The 15,541-nt window shown below is 69.1% G+C and carries 13 protein-coding genes; 9 read left to right on the forward strand and 4 right to left on the reverse strand.

From position 1 onward, the window contains the following. Positions 1–8: 8 nt before the first annotated feature. Complete coding sequence (locus AC1IQ6_RS23255; RefSeq protein WP_485865369.1) at positions 9–1,967, reverse strand: MacB family efflux pump subunit; 1,959 nt, start codon at positions 1,965–1,967, stop codon at positions 9–11. 1 nt (position 1,968) lies between these two features. Further along, the gene (gene macA, locus AC1IQ6_RS23260; RefSeq protein ID WP_111826419.1) at positions 1,969–3,150 is read right to left on the reverse strand and encodes a macrolide transporter subunit MacA; all 1,182 of its coding nucleotides are present in this window, start codon (positions 3,148–3,150) and stop codon (positions 1,969–1,971) included. Positions 3,151–3,634: 484 nt separating this feature from the next. On the opposite strand from macA, the gene AC1IQ6_RS23265 reads away from it, so the two are divergent. The 6 genes from AC1IQ6_RS23265 to purU all read left to right on the forward strand — a co-directional run bounded on the left by AC1IQ6_RS23265 (position 3,635) and on the right by purU (position 8,706). Further along, positions 3,635–4,762, forward strand: coding sequence for an MFS transporter (locus tag AC1IQ6_RS23265; RefSeq protein ID WP_168202233.1), 1,128 nt, complete (start codon positions 3,635–3,637; stop codon positions 4,760–4,762). Continuing rightward, complete coding sequence (locus tag AC1IQ6_RS23270) at positions 4,759–5,409, forward strand: gamma-glutamylcyclotransferase (RefSeq protein ID WP_209166817.1); 651 nt, start codon at positions 4,759–4,761, stop codon at positions 5,407–5,409. The genes AC1IQ6_RS23265 and AC1IQ6_RS23270 overlap by 4 nt, the downstream gene beginning before the upstream one ends. A gap of 112 nt (positions 5,410–5,521) precedes the next feature. Further along, entirely contained in the window at positions 5,522–6,151 is a 630-nt protein-coding gene (gene pdxH / locus AC1IQ6_RS23275; RefSeq protein WP_102775516.1) for a pyridoxamine 5'-phosphate oxidase, read from the forward strand. Positions 6,152–6,180: 29 nt separating this feature from the next. Next, positions 6,181–6,702 carry a flavin reductase family protein gene (locus tag AC1IQ6_RS23280; protein ID WP_102775515.1) on the forward strand — a complete coding sequence of 174 codons (522 nt, stop codon included), beginning with the start codon at positions 6,181–6,183 and terminating at the stop codon, positions 6,700–6,702. A 3-nt stretch (positions 6,703–6,705) separates the two neighbouring features. Further along, positions 6,706–7,815, forward strand: a complete 1,110-nt coding sequence (locus AC1IQ6_RS23285) for an NAD(P)/FAD-dependent oxidoreductase (protein WP_485865370.1) — start codon at positions 6,706–6,708, stop codon at positions 7,813–7,815. 36 nt (positions 7,816–7,851) lie between these two features. After that, on the forward strand, positions 7,852–8,706 hold the full coding sequence (gene purU / locus AC1IQ6_RS23290) for a formyltetrahydrofolate deformylase (protein WP_111826415.1): 855 nt from the start codon (positions 7,852–7,854) through the stop codon (positions 8,704–8,706). Here the strand turns inward: purU and AC1IQ6_RS23295 are convergent. Both AC1IQ6_RS23295 and AC1IQ6_RS23300 read right to left on the reverse strand, forming a co-directional pair. Beyond that, positions 8,703–10,379 carry a SulP family inorganic anion transporter gene (locus AC1IQ6_RS23295; protein WP_485865371.1) on the reverse strand — a complete coding sequence of 559 codons (1,677 nt, stop codon included), beginning with the start codon at positions 10,377–10,379 and terminating at the stop codon, positions 8,703–8,705. The two genes, purU and AC1IQ6_RS23295, sit on opposite strands and share 4 nt — an antisense overlap. A 136-nt stretch (positions 10,380–10,515) precedes the next feature. Further along, positions 10,516–11,424 (reverse strand): LysR family transcriptional regulator, encoded by a 909-nt coding sequence (locus AC1IQ6_RS23300; RefSeq protein WP_102775511.1) that lies wholly within the window; start codon positions 11,422–11,424, stop codon positions 10,516–10,518. Between the two features lie 123 nt (positions 11,425–11,547). Between AC1IQ6_RS23300 and AC1IQ6_RS23305 the strand changes: the two genes are divergently transcribed. From AC1IQ6_RS23305 to AC1IQ6_RS23315, 3 genes are read left to right on the forward strand one after another with little or no spacing between them, the layout of a single operon-like run. Beyond that, a complete protein-coding gene (locus tag AC1IQ6_RS23305; RefSeq protein WP_485865372.1) occupies positions 11,548–13,248 on the forward strand; it encodes an acyl-CoA dehydrogenase family protein in 1,701 nt (566 codons plus the stop codon). 48 nt (positions 13,249–13,296) lie between these two features. Beyond that, positions 13,297–14,277 (forward strand): Bug family tripartite tricarboxylate transporter substrate binding protein, encoded by a 981-nt coding sequence (locus AC1IQ6_RS23310; RefSeq protein ID WP_485865373.1) that lies wholly within the window; start codon positions 13,297–13,299, stop codon positions 14,275–14,277. A gap of 11 nt (positions 14,278–14,288) precedes the next feature. Continuing rightward, complete coding sequence (locus AC1IQ6_RS23315; protein ID WP_209166814.1) at positions 14,289–15,425, forward strand: CoA transferase; 1,137 nt, start codon at positions 14,289–14,291, stop codon at positions 15,423–15,425. Positions 15,426–15,541 lie beyond the last annotated feature (116 nt).

Raw genomic sequence — 15,541 nt, forward strand, 5'->3', positions numbered from 1 at the left:
CGTCATCCTCATTCGCGCGCCAGGGCCTCAACGGGGTCCAGGCGCGCCGCATTGCGCGCCGGCAGATAGCCGAACAGCACGCCGATCAGCGTCGAGCAGGTGAACGCCGCCACCATCGCCGCCGTCGAATAGATCATCTGGAACGAGCCGCCCGTGGCCTTGGACACGAGCACGCCCAGGCCCAGCGACAGCAGGATGCCGATCGCCCCGCCGATCAGGCACACCAGCACCGCCTCGATCAGGAACTGCTGCATGATGTCGCTGCGCCGCGCGCCCACCGCCATGCGCACGCCGATCTCGCGGGTGCGCTCGGTGACCGACACCAGCATGATGTTCATGACGCCGATGCCGCCCACCATCAGCGAAATCAGCGCGATCATCGACACCAGCAGCGTCATGGTGGCCGTGGTGCGTTCGATGGTCTTGCGGATCGCGTCCGTGTTGAACACGAAGAAGTCCTTGGTCACGTGGCGCCGCGTCAGCAGGCGCACGATGGCCTGCTCGGCGGCGGCCGGCGGCGTGGCGTCGTTGACCCGTACCGTGATGCTCTTGAGATGCTGCTGGCCCAGCACCCGCGACAGCGCCGTGGTGTAGGGTATCCAGACGTTGAGCGTGTCGTTGCTGCCGAACACGGTGTCCTTCTTCTCGGTCACGCCGATCACGCGCGCCGGCATGGAGCCCAGGAACACCACCTGGCCGATCGGATCGGTGTGCGAGCCGAACAGCTTGCGGCGCGTGCCGTCGTCGATCACCACTTCCTGGGCGCGCCGCGTCACGCTGACGCCGTCGAAGAACTTGCCCTGCGCCAGCTTGATGGCGCGCACCCTGAAGTACTGTTCGCCCACGCCCTGGATGGAGCCGTTGACCGACACGTTGCGGTAGCGCAGCGTGCTGCTGGTGGAGACCTCCGGCGTCACGCTGTCCACATAGGACTCGCGCGCCAGCGCGTCGGCGTCGGCCGCCACCAGCGTGCGGATGTTGACCGCCTTCTCGTCGCCGAAGTCCTTGCCCGGGAAGATCTCCACGGTGTTGGTGCCGATCTCGCTGATGTCGTCCAGGATCTTGCGGCGCGAGCCCTCGCCCAGCGCGACCACCGAAACCACCGCCGCGATGCCGATGATGATGCCCAGCATGGTCAGCGACGTGCGCAGCCGGTGCGCGTTCATGGCCAGCAGCGCCATGCGCAGGGCTTCGCCGCAGCGGTCCAGATAGGCCTGCCACACGGGCCGCTGCGCCAGCGCCGGCGGCTCGTCGCGGGCGGCCTGCGGGCGCGCGGCGTCGGGATTGCGCCGGTCGGACACGATCTCGCCGTCGCTGATCTCGATGATGCGCTGGGCATGGCGCGCCACGTTCATGTCGTGGGTCACGATGATGATGGTGTGCCCCGCGGCGTTCAGCTCTTCCAGGATGCGCAGCACCTCCTGGCCGGTGTGCGTGTCCAGCGCGCCGGTCGGCTCGTCGGCCAGGATGATGTCGCCGCCGTTCATCAGCGCCCGCGCAATGCTGACGCGCTGCTGCTGGCCGCCGGACAGCTGGCCGGGACGATGCCCGGCGCGCTCGCCCAGCCCCAGGCGTTCCAGCAGCGTCTCGGCGCGCGCCAGGCGCGCCTCGCGCCGCTTGCCGGCATAGACGGCCGGCACTTCCACGTTGCCCAGCGCGCTCAGGTCCGAGAGCAGGTGATAGCGCTGGAAAATGAAGCCGAAGTGCTCGCGGCGCAGTTCGGCCAGTTCGTCCGGGTCCAGCGCCCCGGTGCTGCGCCCGCCCACCCGGTATTCGCCGCGGGTGGGCCGGTCCAGGCATCCCAGGATGTTCATGAGCGTGGACTTGCCCGAGCCGGATGCGCCGACGATGGCCACCATTTCGCCGGCCTCGATGGACAGGTCCACGTCCTTCAGCACGGCGATGGTCTGCTCGCCCGCGGGGAATTCGCGGCGCACGCCGGCCAGCTCGATGAGAGGACCGCTCATCTCAGGCCCCCGGGACGGCCGGGGCGGCTTCGGCCGACACCACGCGCTCGCCCACCTCCAGCCCCTCCAGCACCTGCGCCTGGACGTTGTTGTTCATGCCGATGCGGACCTGGCGCTCTTCCGTCTTGTTGTCCTTCAGCACCACGCGCACGACGTAGCGGCCGTCCTCGCCGCGCTTGCCCAGGGCCGAGGACGGCACCACCACGGTGTTCTTGGCCTCGCCCAGCACGATGAAGACCTGCGCCGTCATCGAGATGCGCAGCTTCTCGTCGGGATTGGGCACGTCGAACAGGCCGTTGTAGTAGACGGCGGCGCTGGTGGAATTGCCGTTGGACGAGCCGGTCAGCGACGAGGCCGCGTCTTCCTTCTGGATGGAGTCCGGCGCCGGCTCCACCGCGCGCAGCGTGGCGTGGTAGCGCTCGTCCGGCTCGCCGAGGATGGTGAAGTAGACCGGCAGGCCGGGCTTGACGCGGGTCACGTCGGCTTCCGAGATCTGGGCCTTGACCGTCATGGTGTCCACCTGCGCCACCTTGATGATGGTGGGCGCGCTCTGGATCGAGTTGACCGTCTGGCCCTCTTTGGTGACGACCGCCACCACCACGCCGTCGATGGGCGAGACGATGCGGGTGTAGCCCAGGTTGACCCGGGCCGTGTCCACCTGGATCTCGGCCTGCGCGATCTGGGCGTCCAGCGACGCGATCTCGGCGCGGGTCACGCCCAGCGTGGCCTCGGCGTTCTCGTAGGCTTCGCGCGAACTGGCGTCCGCGGCCAGCATCTGGCGCTGGCGGCGGAAGGCCAGCTCGGCCTGCTTCAGCATGGCGACCTTGGCGGCCCTTTCGGCGCGCCGCGTCTGCAGGGCGGCTTCGGCGTTGCGCAGTTCGTTCTGCTGGGTCAGGTCGTCGATCTCGGCCACCAGCTGCCCCTTCTTGACCCGGTCGCCCAGCGCCACCTTGAGGGATTTCAGCTGGCCGGAGACCTGGGCGCCCACGCTGACCCGCTCGATCGCGTCTATGGTGCCGCTGGCCAGCACGCTGTCTTCCATATTGGCGCGGGTCACTTCGGCCACCCCGAAGGTGGGCGGCGGCGGCGCCGAGAAAAATGCGGCCCGCACCGCGAAGCCGGCGAGCAGGACCAGGACGACGATCAGAAGGTTGCGTTTGAATTTGCTGCGGGACTTTTTCATTGAACCTGTCGGATGGGGCGCGGGACGGCGCCCGTGCCGGTATTGCGTTGCGAGCCGGGGACGGGCCCCGGCGCGATGTGTGCATCCTAAACGCATGGCCGGCCCAAACCATGGCCAATCTGTGTCGAAACCGTGAAAAACCGTAAAGCCGCAAGATGCGGCCGGACCAGTCTGATTGTTCCGTTGTGAGAACGATACAGCGTTCGGCTTCGGCGGATACTCATGCTGAATGCGCCCAGAAGCGCCGAACACGCCGGCATCTTGCACCATAAGCCCCGGAGTTTGCCTCTACATGATGCCTATCGTGAAACCCCTACACGCCACCGTTTGCGGCAGCGCAAAACAAGCTTGCCTCGACATTGGTAGACGTTGGGGACAGAATGGCTGCAGTTACGTCGTGGCCGTGTCCAGTTCCCCTAGATCCCCCTCTTCTTCCCCAGGTTCCCCGGAGTTTTCCGGGGCGGCGCTCTTGTGCGTGCTGGCCATGATGAATCACGTGGCGCTGACAGGGGGACGCATTACTGTCTCGCTGACGGCGCTGCAGATGGGGCTGTCCACCTTCAAGGTCGGCACGCTGGTCGCGGTCTTCGCCGTCCTGCCCATGCTGTTCTCGGTGCGCGCCGGGCGCTGGGTGGACCGGGTCGGCATCGTCCGCCCGCTGGTGCTGGGCACCTCGCTGGTCGCCGTCGGCACCCTGCTGCCCTTTGTCTTCCAGACGCAGCTGGCGCTGCTCATCGCCTCGTGCTGTATCGGCATCGGCTTCATGCTGCACCAGGTGGCCACCCAGGACCTGCTCGGCCATGCCGAACCCGCGCAGCGCCTGCGCAATTTCTCCTTCATGTCGCTGGCGCTGGCCGGTTCGGGCTTCTCCGGCCCGCTGATCGCCGGCCTGGCCATCGACCACCTGGGCACGCGCCTGGCCTTCGGGCTGCTGGCCCTGGGTCCGCTGCTGTCGGCGGGCGGGCTTTACATGCTGCGTCACCAATTGAAGGCGGCAGATGCGCTGCTTTCCGGCGCAAAAGAGGCCGAACGCCGCCGCGTCACCGAATTGCTGGCCGTGCCGGCGCTGCGCCGCATCCTGATGGTGAACACCATCTTGTCCGGCGCCTGGGACACCCATTTGTTCGTCGTGCCCATCTTCGGCGTGGCCATCGGCCTGTCGGCCACCACCATCGGGGTCATTCTTGCTTCGTTCGCGGCGGCAACTTTCGTCATCCGTCTGGTATTGCCCTTGATCCAGCGCCGGGTACGTTCCTGGACGCTGGTCCGCGCGGCCATGGCCACGGCCGCCATCGACTTCATGCTTTACCCGCTGTTCACCGACGTTACCGTGCTGATCGTGCTGTCTTTCATCCTGGGGCTGGCCCTGGGCTGTTGCCAGCCGAGCATGCTGTCTCTGCTGCACCAGCACTCGCCCCCGGGGCGCGCGGCCGAGGCCGTGGGCCTGCGCATGGCCTTGATCAACGGTTCCCAGGTTTCCCTGCCGTTGACCTTCGGCGCGCTCGGTGCGGTAATTGGCGTGGCCCCGCTGTTCTGGGCCTATTCGCTGGCGCTGATGGCCGGCGGCTGGGCCAATCGCAATCCCCCGATCGAATCCGACCGTAAGCCGTGAATACCCCATCCCCCATTCCCTCCGGCGCCAGCCTGCCGTTTCGCCTCTGGACCCCCGAAGAGCGGCAGGCCTCTCTGGACGAGGCCTTGCGCCACTGGCAGTCGGGCGAGGACGTATGGGTATATGGGTACGGATCGCTGATCTGGCGCCCCGACTTCGACTTCGTGGAGCGCCGGCTGGCCACGCTGCGCGGCCATCACCGGGCGCTGTGCCTGTGGTCGCGCGTCAACCGCGGCACGCCGGAATGCCCGGGCCTGGTGTTCGGCCTGGACCGGGGCGGCTCCTGCCGCGGCGTGGTCTACCGGCTGGCCGGCAGCCAGGTGCCCAATTACTTCCCGGCGCTCTGGGAGCGCGAAATGTCCACCGGCGCCTATCTGCCGCGCTGGATCAACTGCACCACCGACGGCGGCAACGTCCGGGCGCTGGTCTTCATCATGAACCGCGACAATCCGGCCTACATCCGGGCGCTGCCCGAACCGGAACTGCTGGCCATCGTGCGCCGCGCCGCCGGCCGCTACGGCCCCTGCACCGACTACGTGGTGCAGACCGCCCAGGCGCTGCGCGCCGCGGGCATCCACGATGCCCGCCTGGACGCCATCGCGCGCCGGCTCGAGCAGGAAGGGCACCCGTTGCCGGAAGGCGCCTGAAGCCGCCGCCGCGCCGCCGGACGGCGCTTGCCGGCGGCCTGAGCAGGGTCAATATAGGGACAGTCGCCCAAGCGGTATAAACTTCCTGTTATCAACGCTGACCCTTACTCCCATGTCCGTCTCTGATCTGCGTCAAAGCTACGAGAAGCATGTCCTGCTCGAAAGCCAGGCCCTGGCTTCGCCGTTCGCGCAATTCGCGCTCTGGTTCGACGAGGCCCTGGCCGCCAAGGTGCCCGAGCCCAACGCCATGACCCTGGCCACGGTGGACGCCCACGGCCAGCCCAGCGCGCGCATCGTGCTGGTCAAGGGATTCGACGAGCGCGGCTTCACCTTCTTCACCAACTACGAATCGCGCAAGGGCCTGGACCTGCAGGCCGAGCCGCGCGCCAGCCTGCTGTTTTTCTGGCAGCCGCTGGAGCGCCAGGTCCGCATCGAAGGCGTGGTCGAAAAAGTCCCCGCCGAGGAGTCGGACGCCTACTATCACAGCCGGCCCGCCGGCTCGCGCATCGGCGCCTGGGCCTCGCGCCAGAGCCAGCCGATCACCCGCGAAGAGCTGGAAGCCCGTGAACAGGAATTCCGCGAACGCTACGGCGACGCGCCGCCGCGCCCGCCGCACTGGGGCGGTTACCGCCTGAAGCCCACCGCCTTCGAATTCTGGCAGGGCCGGCCTTCGCGGCTGCACGACCGCCTGCGCTACGTCGCCGACGGCCCGGCCTGGAAGATCGAACGCCTGTCGCCCTGATGCCGGGCGCGCCCCCTATCCATGATTGCATGACCGCCTCCTCCCCTGATTTTGACGCTGCTTTTTTCCGCACCGCGCTGGGCCGCTACGCCACGGGCGTGACCGTCGTGACGACCGCCGGCCTGGACGGCGCGCCCATCGGGCTGACGGTGAGCTCTTTCAACTCCGTGTCGCTGGACCCGCCGCTGGTGCTGTGGAGCCTGTCGCGCGGCTCGTCCTCGCTGGCGGCCTTCGAGCAGTGCGAGCGCTATGTCGTCAACGTGCTGGGCGCCGAACAGATCGCGCTGGCGCGCCGCTTCGCCACCGGCAAGACCCCGGACCGCTACGCCGGGCTGCCGGTGCACCGCGCGCCCGGCGGCACGCCCATGCTGGACGGCCACTGCGCGGCCTGGTTCGAATGCCACAACCGCAGCCGCTACGTCGAAGGCGATCACATCATCATGGTGGGCGAGGTGGAGCGCTGCGGCCATAGCGCCGAGCCGCCGCTGGTCTTCCATGCCGGCGGCTTCGACCTGACGCCGGCCGGCGACCGCGCGGAAAAAAAGGGATAGCCCATGAGCGCAGATATCGATTGCGTCGTCATCGGCGCGGGCGTGGTGGGCCTGGCGATCGCGCGGGCGCTGGCCCGCACCGGGCGCGAAGTGCTGGTGGCCGAGGCCACCGAGGCCATCGGCACCGGCACCAGCTCGCGCAACTCCGAAGTCATCCACGCGGGCATCTACTATCCGGCGGGCAGCCTCAAGGCCCGCCTGTGCGTGCGCGGCAAGCACCTGCTGTACGCCTATTGCGCCGAACGCGGCGTGCCGCACAAGCGCCTGGGCAAGCTCATCGTCGCCGCGGACGCCGAACAGGCCGCGCAGCTGGAAAGCATCGCGCAGCGCGCCCGCGCCAACGGCGTGGACGACCTGCAGTTCCTGTCGGGCGAAGACGCCATGCGCCTGGAGCCGGCGCTGCAATGCGCGGCCGCGCTGTCCTCGCCGTCCACCGGCATCGTGGACAGCCACGCGCTGATGCTGTCGTACCAGGGCGACGCCGAGAACGCGGGCGCCCAGTGCGTGTTCCACACGCCGCTGGTGTCGGGCCGCGTGCGCCCCGAGGGCGGCTTCGAGCTGCAGTTCGGCGGCGACGAGGCCATGAGCCTGAGCTGCAATGTGCTGATCAATTCGGCCGGCCTGCATGCGCCGGCGCTGGCGCGCCGCATCGACGGCGTGCCGCCCGCCAGCATCCCGGCCGACTACCTGTGCAAGGGCAGCTATTTCACGCTGTCCGGCCGCGCGCCCTTTTCGCGCCTGATCTACCCGGTGCCGCAGCATGCCGGCCTGGGCGTGCACCTGACGCTGGACATGGGCGGGCAGGCCAAGTTCGGTCCCGACACCGAATGGATCGGCGTCGAGGACTACACGCTCGATCCGGCCCGCGCCGACGTGTTCTACGCGGCCGTGCGCAGCTACTGGCCGGCCCTGCCCGACGGCGCGCTGGCGCCCGGCTACACCGGCATCCGGCCCAAGATCTCCGGCCCGCACGAACCGGCGGCCGACTTCGTCGTCGCCGGCCCGGCCGCGCACGGCGTGCCCGGCCTGGTGAACCTGTTCGGCATCGAATCTCCCGGCCTGACGGCCAGCCTGGCCCTGGCCGAAGAAACCCTGGCCCGCCTGGCCGCCTGACCTCCACGACTTTCCATTCAGCCCTTTCTTACGCACATGCAGCACAACGACTACATCCTGACCCTGTCCTGCCCCGACCGCACGGGCATCGTGTACCGCGTCAGCGGCCTGTTGTTCGAATTGGGCTGCAACATCCTGGATTCGCAGCAGTTCGGCGACGAGGAAACCGGCCGCTTCTTCCTGCGCGTGCACTTCGACGCGCCGGCCGGCGTGGCCGCCGCCGACCTGCGCGCCCGCCTGGCGCCCATGTCCGAGGAATACGGCATGGAGCTGAAGCTGCACGACGCGCGCCGCAAGGAACGCCTGCTCATCATGGTCAGCAGGCAGGGCCACTGCCTGAACGACCTGCTGTTCCGCGTGCACAGCGGGCACCTGCACGCCGAAGTGGCGGCCATCGTGTCGAACCACAACGACTACGCCGGCCTGGCGGCCTCCTACGGCATCCCGTTCCACCACCTGCCGGTCACGCCCGACACCAAGGCCGAGCAGGAGCGCCAGGTGCTGGCCCTGGTCGAGCAGGAAAACATCGACCTGGTGGTGCTGGCCCGCTACATGCAGATCCTGTCGGAGGACATGTGCCGCGCGCTCAACGGCCGCGCCATCAACATCCACCACAGCTTCCTGCCCAGCTTCAAGGGCGCCCGCCCCTACCATCAGGCGCACGCCCGCGGCGTCAAGATCATCGGCGCCACCGCCCACTACGTGACCTCGGACCTGGACGAAGGCCCCATCATCGACCAGGACATCGAGCGCGTGGACCATACGATGACCGCCCAGGACCTGACCCAGGTCGGCAGCGACATCGAATCCCTGGTGCTGTCGCGCGCCGTGCGCAGCCACGTCGAACACCGCATCCTGCTGAACCGCAACAAGACGGTGGTGTTCCGCTAGGAATCCTGCCGCTCCCCCCGGGCCAGCGCCACGGCCGCCGCCGTGGCGCCGGCCACGTCCGGCCGCAGGTCGCCAAGCAGCCGCTGGTACAGGCCGACGCGGCGCACGATGTCCAGCGGCTGGCCCAGCAGGCCCGAGACCATCAGCCGCACGCCGTGCGCCTCGCAGGCCCGGCTCAGGCTTTCCAGCGCCTCGGCCCCGGTCGAGTCCACGTAGATCACGTTCTTCAGGTCCAGCACCAGCGCGCGCGCCGGCAAATGGTCCTCGAGCGACTCCACCAGCTTGGTCGCGCCGAAGAACACGGTGCCGTACAGCCGCCATACCGCCACCTGCGCCTCCAGCCCGGCCAGCGCCGGCTGCTCGGCCGGCGTCAGGCGTTCGGCGCGCGACAGGCTGGAAATGCGGTAGATGAAGGTCAGGCAGGCGGCGAAGATGCCGAACTGCACCGCCACCGTCAGGTCGAACACCACCGTCAGCAGGAACACCGACAGCAGCGTCACGCGGTAAGGCAGCCGGTAGGTCTTGAGGCGCGCGAATTCGCGCCACTCGCCCATGTTCCAGGCCACGAACATCAGGATGGCCGCCAGCGTGGCCAGCGGGATGGAAGACGCCAGCGGCGCGGCCACCAGGATCACCAGCAGCAGCACCACGGCGTGCGTCATGCCCGCGATCGGGCTGGTGGCGCCGCTTTTCACGTTGGTCACGGTGCGGGCGATGGTGCCGGTGGCCGGCATGCCGCCGAAGAACGGCGTGGCGAAGTTGGCGATGCCCTGCGCCATCAGTTCCTGGTTGGGGTCGTGGCGGTCGCCGATCATGCCGTCGGCCACCCGCGCGCACAGCAGCGATTCGATCGCGCCCAGCAGCGCCAGCGTGATCGTGGGCATCAGCAGGTAGCGGGCCGATTCCCAGCTGAACGCCGGCAGCGTGAAGTCCGGCAGCGCCGCCGGTATGCCGCCGAAGCGGCTGCCTATGGTCTCCACCGGCAGGCCGAACAGGGCCACCGCGGCCGTGGCCAGCACCAGCGCGACGATGGAGCCCGGCACCCGCGCCAGCGGCGCGGCCCTGGGTCCGCCCCATTTCGGCAGCCAGCGCTGCCAGGCCACGATGAGCGCCAGCGACGCCACCGCCACGCCCGCGGCCCAGGGATTGAAGGAGGACAGGTGGCTGCCCAGCGCGCCCAGGATGCCGAAGAAATCGCCCGGCATCTCGGGGATCGCCAGGCCCAGGAAGTCCTTGACCTGCGACAGCGCGATCAGCACCGCGATCCCGTTGGTGAAACCGATGATGACGGCCACCGGGATGAAGCGCACCAGCGTGCCCAGCCTGAGCAGCCCCATCACGAACAGCAGCACGCCGGACAGCGCAGTGGCGATGATGAGGTTGGCCACGCCGTACTGCTGCACGATGTCGTAGACGATGACGATGAACGCGCCCGCCGGCCCGCCGATCTGCACCCGGCTGCCGCCGAGCAGGGCGACCAGGAAGCCCGCGATGATGGAGGTGAACAGGCCCGCTTCCGGCTTGAGGCCCGAGCCGATGGCGAAGGCCATGGCCAGCGGCAGCGCGACCACGGCGACCGTGAGGCCGGCGCCCAGGTCCTGCACGAAACGGATGCGGTCGTAACCGCGCAACGCGCTCAAGAGGCGCGGACGAAACGAAAAGGGAAGATCCACGATCGACTCCGGAGAAGAAACCGAAAAGCCCTGGAACGGGTTTCAGTGCTTCGCCGGAGGGCCGCAGTGGCGCAGCCGGGTAATGAAACGCTTGCGGCGCGTCAGCGGCTGGATCGATCGGTAGGACATGGCCGGGTCAGTGTACCCCCAATGTCCCGGCCCCGGCATAGTGCCGCGCCACCAGTTCCAGGGCTTTTTCCTGCAGCGGCGTGCGCATGGCCTGCGGCCAGATCGCCTGGCTGACCGAGCGCGCGGCGTGCTCGAAGGCAATGAAGCGCGTGCCCGCCAGGCCGCTGCGCGACAGGCAGGCGGGCACGATGGACACGCCCAGCCCTTGCGAGACCAGCGAGGCCACGCTCAGCCAGTGCCGCACCTCGTGGCGGATCACGGGCATGAAGCCGGCCGATACGCACATGGCCAGCACCGTCTCGTAGTAGCTGGGCGAGGCCGCGCGGGCGAAGAACACGAAATCGTCCCCCGCCAGTTCGTCCAGCCGCAGCGATTCGCGGCCGGCCAGCCGGTGGTCCTGCGGCAGGCACACCACGAAAGGCTCGGCCACCAGGTCGCGCGCCTGCACGCCCGGCGGCAGGGGATTGGCGTGGATGAAGCCCAGGTCCTGCTCGCCGCGGCGCACCGCCTCGATCTGGTCGTGCGAGTTCAGCTCGGTCAGCACATGCTCGACGTCGGGCAGCTCGGCCCGCATCGCATTGAGCAGCGCGGGCAGGCCGCGGTACAGCATCGACCCCACGAAACCGATGCGCAGCCTGCCGCGCAGGCCGGCGTCCACCCGCTGCACCAGCGTGCGCACGTCCTCGGCCTGGCGCAGCAGGGTCTGGGCCTCGCGGTACAGCACCTGGCCGGCGTCGGTCAGTTCCACGTGGCGGCTGCTGCGGTTGAGCAGGCGCGCGCCGACGTTTTCCTCCAGCTGCCGGATGGCGTAGCTCAGCGGCGGCTGCGAGATGTGCAGTCGCACGGCGGCCCGGCTGAAATGGCGCTCTTCGGCCACGGCGATGAAATACCGCAGCAGGCGCGGGTCCAGATCCATGCGCGTTCCCTTTGATTTGCCTATCTATACTTTTTTTGGATTGTTCTAAATCAAAACAGTATTTGTATAGATTAATCCAGGCAAGCACCATGAGGCATCCCCCGTTTTGCGCAGGATGCCGCCATGGATGCCCCCGTCAAGACCGCCACGCCCGCCGCCACCCCGATTCCGGATGCGCGCGGCCTGAACCTGTTCCACGCCGACCCCTATGCCGCGGCGCTGTGCCGGCGCTACCTGCCGCCGGCGCTGCACGCGCACCTGCTGCCGCACCTGGAGCGGCTCGGCGAGCTGGCCGGCGGCCTGATGGACGAGCTGGCCGCCACGGCCGACAAGCATCCGCCCACGCTGTCGGTGCGCAGCCGCGCCGGCCAGGACGAATCCCGCATCGACAAGCACCCGGCCTATGTGGAACTGGAACGCCTGGCCTACAGCGAGTTCGGCCTGGCCGCGCTGTCGCACCGCGGCGGGGTGCTGGGCTGGCCCGAGCCCATGCCGGCCGCCGCCAAATACGCGCTGAGCCATTTGTTCGTGCAGGCCGAGTTCGGCCTGTGCTGCCCGGTCAGCATGACGGATTCGCTGGCCCGCACGCTGCGCAAGTTCGGCGACGCCGACCTGGTGGCGCGCGTGCTGCCGCAGGTGACGACGCAGGATTTCGACGCGCTGCGCCAGGGCGCCATGTTCATGACGGAGCAAGGCGCGGGTTCGGACGTCAGCGCCACGGAGGTCACGGCCGAACGGCAGGACGACGGCAGCTGGCGCCTGTCGGGCGACAAGTGGTTCTGCTCCAACCCCGACGCGGGCTACGCCATGGTGCTGGCCCGCAGCGAGCCGCAGCCCGGCCTGGAGGGGGTGTCGCTGTTCCTGCTGCCGCGCGACCTGCCCGGCGGCGGCCACAACCACTACCGCATCCTGCGCCTGAAGGACAAGCTGGGCACGCGCTCCATGGCCAGCGGCGAAATCCGCCTGGAAGGCGCCGTGGCCTGGCTGGTGGGCGAACGCGGCCGCGGCTTCAAGCAGATGGCCGACATGATCAACAACTCGCGCCTGTCCAACGGCATGCGCGCGGCCGGCCTGATGCGCCGCGCCGTCACCGAGGCGGTGTATTTCTCGCAGCACCGCCGCGCCTTCGGCAAGCGGCTCATCGACATGCCGCTGATGCAGCGCCAGCTGGTCAAGATGACGGTCTGGGCCGAACAGGCGCGCAGCGTCATGTTCCAGACCGCGCGCGCGCTGGCCGAGGCCGACCAGGGCGGCGGCGATCCGGCGCTGGCGCGCATCCTGACCCCGCTCATCAAGTTCCGCGCCTGCCGCGACGCCCGCAAAGTGACCGGCGACGCCATGGAGGTGCGCGGCGGCTGCGGCTATATCGAGGAGTGGACCGAACCGCGCCTGGTGCGCGACGCGCATCTGGGCTCGATCTGGGAAGGCACCAGCAACATCGTGGCGCTGGACGTGCTGCGCGCCATCACGCGCGAACAATCGCTGCCGGCGCTGCGCGCCCACATCGAGCGCCTGCTGGCCGAGGGCGCGCCCTGCCCGCCCGAACTGGCCGACATGCAGGCCCGCGCGCTGGAACAGACCTACGCGCTGGCCGAACACGCCGCGCGGGAAAACCGCGCCGAGCTGGCGCGCCAGGCCGCGTCGCTGCTGTACCACGCGGTGTCCCTGGCCGCGCTGCGCTGGGAAGCCGCGGACCCGCCGCTGGCCGCTCGCGCCAGGCTGGCCGACCAGGTGCTGCTGCATCGCCTGGGCCCGCGCGATCCCTACGCCATCCCGCCCGACGAAAGCGCCGCCTGCCGGGAAATCCTGCAATACGCGCTGTAAACCGACGCCGGCGGCACAGCCGGCGCGCATCCACCACTGGAGACAAACATGAACCGCTACTTCGCCCCCTTGCTGCTGGCCGCCGCCGCGGCCCTGCCCGCGGCGCCCGCGCTGGCGGCCGAGGCCTTCCCCACGGAACGCCCGGTCACCCTGGTCGTGCCCTTCCCGCCCGGCGGCCCCACCGACGCCCTGGCGCGCCGCCTGGCCGACAAGCTCAGGCAGCCGCTGAAGCAGAACGTCATCGTCGAGAACCGCAGCGGCGCGGGCGGCAATATCGGCTCGGAATACGTGGCCAACGCCAAGCCCGACGGCTACACGCTGCTGTTCGGCACTTCCGGGCCGCTGGCCATCAACGTCAGCCTGTACAAGAAGCAGGGCTACGATCCGCAGACCAGCTTCGCCCCCATCATCCGTATCGGCCACCTGCCCAACATCCTGGTGGTGAACCCGTCGGTGCCGGCCACCAACGTGCAGGAACTGATCGCCTACGCCAAGAAAAACCCGGACGCGCTGAGCTACGCCTCGTCGGGCAACGGCGCGTCCTCGCACCTGGCCGGCATTCTGTTCAACCGCATGGCCGGCACCCAGATCATGCACATTCCCTACAAGGGCACCGGCCCGGCGCTGAACGACCTGCTGGGCGGGCAGGTGTCCATGTCGTTCACCGACATCCTGACCGCGCTGCCCTACGTCAAGGCCGGCAAGCTGCGCGCCATCGGCCTGGCCAGCGCGCAACGTTCCGACGCCCTGCCCGACCTGCCCACGCTGTCCGAACAGGGCCTCAAGGGCTATGACGTCAGCGTGTTCTTCGGCATCGTCGCGCCCAAAAATACCCCGGCGCCGGTCGTGGAGACCCTGAACAAAGCCTTCCAGAGCGCGCTGGCCGACCCCGAGGTGGCCAACACGCTGCGCAGCCAGGGCATCGTCGAGGCGCAGGACAAGACGCCGCAAGGCCTGTCCGCCTTCATCACGGCCGAAGTGCCCAAGTGGCGCGACGTCATCGCCAGCGCCCACGTCTCCATCGACTGAAGGACTTTTCCATGGCAGCAACCCTCCCCAATGCCGGCGCCCTGGCCGGCTGCAAGGTCATCGACCTGTCGCGCGTGCTGGGCGGCCCCTATTGCACGCAGATCCTGGCCGACCACGGCGCCGATGTGCTCAAGATCGAGCCGCCCGGCGGCGACGAGACGCGCGGCTGGGGGCCGCCCTTCCTGGGCGCCACGGCCTCCTACTTCGTCGGCGTGAACCGCAACAAGGAAGGCATGACGCTGGACCTGTCGCAGCCTGCGGGCCAGGAGCTGCTGCGCCGGCTGCTGGCCGACGCCGACGTGCTGGTGGAGAACTTCAAGCCCGGCACGCTGGAGAAATGGGGCTTGGGATACGAGACGCTGAAACAGGAATTCCCCGCGCTGATCCATTGCCGGGTCAGCGGCTTCGGCGCCGACGGGCCACTGGGCGGCCTGCCGGGCTACGACGCCTGCGCCCAGGCCATGTGCGGGCTGATGAGCGTCAACGGCGAGGCCGACGGCGAAGCCACCCGCGTCGGCCTGCCGGTGGTGGACATGGTGACGGGCCTGAACGCGGCGGTGGCCATCCTGCTCGCGCTCAACGAGCGCGTGCGCAGCGGCCTGGGCCAGTTCCTCGATATCACGCTGTACGACTGCGCCCTGTCGCTGTTGCATCCGCACGCGCCCAACTACTTCTACAGCGGCAAGGTGCCGGCGCGCAGCGGCAACGCGCATCCCAACATCGCGCCCTACGAAACCCTGCCCACGGCCAGCGGCCCGATCTTCCTGGCGGTGGGCAACAACCGCCAGTTCGCGCTGCTGGCGCAGACGCTGGAAGCGCCCGCGCTGGCCGAAGACCCGCGCTACGCCGCCAACGCCGACCGCCTGCGGAACCGCCAGGCGCTGCGCGCCGACCTGTCGGCGCTGCTGGCCGGATTCGACGCCGCCGAACTGGCCGACCGCCTGCTGCGCAACGGCGTGCCCGCCGCCGCGGTGCTCACCGTGGACCAGGCGCTGGCGCACCCGCATACCCGGCATCGCGGCATGGTGCTGGAACAGGGCGACTACCGCGGGGTCGGCTCCCCGATCAAGCTGTCGCGCACGCCGGCGACGCTGCGGAGATTGCCGCCGGATCTCGGGGCCGAGGGAGCGCGGGGAGACGGGTCGTAGGAGGGGTGGAGCGCGAGAATCCTTGAGCAAGAACTCAGGTATCGAGCGCGCGCAACCCATCGGGCAGCGAAAGCCGCCGATTTTCGTGGCAAGCATAAAAAATGGCGGCTCGCGCC

Source organism: Achromobacter sp. MUI-25009338 (genome assembly GCF_057359325.1).

Excerpts from the sequence above, each read along its gene's own strand:
- AC1IQ6_RS23265 (WP_168202233.1), top strand. The coding sequence starts at position 3,635 with ATGATGAATCACGTGGCGCTGACAGGGGGACGCATTACTGTCTCGCTG.
- AC1IQ6_RS23300 (WP_102775511.1), bottom strand. The coding sequence starts at position 11,424 with ATGGATCTGGACCCGCGCCTGCTGCGGTATTTCATCGCCGTGGCCGAA.
- AC1IQ6_RS23315 (WP_209166814.1), top strand. The coding sequence starts at position 14,289 with ATGGCAGCAACCCTCCCCAATGCCGGCGCCCTGGCCGGCTGCAAGGTC.
- AC1IQ6_RS23255 (WP_485865369.1), bottom strand. The coding sequence starts at position 1,967 with ATGAGCGGTCCTCTCATCGAGCTGGCCGGCGTGCGCCGCGAATTCCCC.
- macA (WP_111826419.1), bottom strand. The coding sequence starts at position 3,150 with ATGAAAAAGTCCCGCAGCAAATTCAAACGCAACCTTCTGATCGTCGTC.
- AC1IQ6_RS23285 (WP_485865370.1), top strand. The coding sequence starts at position 6,706 with ATGAGCGCAGATATCGATTGCGTCGTCATCGGCGCGGGCGTGGTGGGC.
- purU (WP_111826415.1), top strand. The coding sequence starts at position 7,852 with ATGCAGCACAACGACTACATCCTGACCCTGTCCTGCCCCGACCGCACG.
- AC1IQ6_RS23310 (WP_485865373.1), top strand. The coding sequence starts at position 13,297 with ATGAACCGCTACTTCGCCCCCTTGCTGCTGGCCGCCGCCGCGGCCCTG.
- AC1IQ6_RS23280 (WP_102775515.1), top strand. The coding sequence starts at position 6,181 with ATGACCGCCTCCTCCCCTGATTTTGACGCTGCTTTTTTCCGCACCGCG.
- pdxH (WP_102775516.1), top strand. The coding sequence starts at position 5,522 with ATGTCCGTCTCTGATCTGCGTCAAAGCTACGAGAAGCATGTCCTGCTC.
- AC1IQ6_RS23305 (WP_485865372.1), top strand. The coding sequence starts at position 11,548 with ATGGATGCCCCCGTCAAGACCGCCACGCCCGCCGCCACCCCGATTCCG.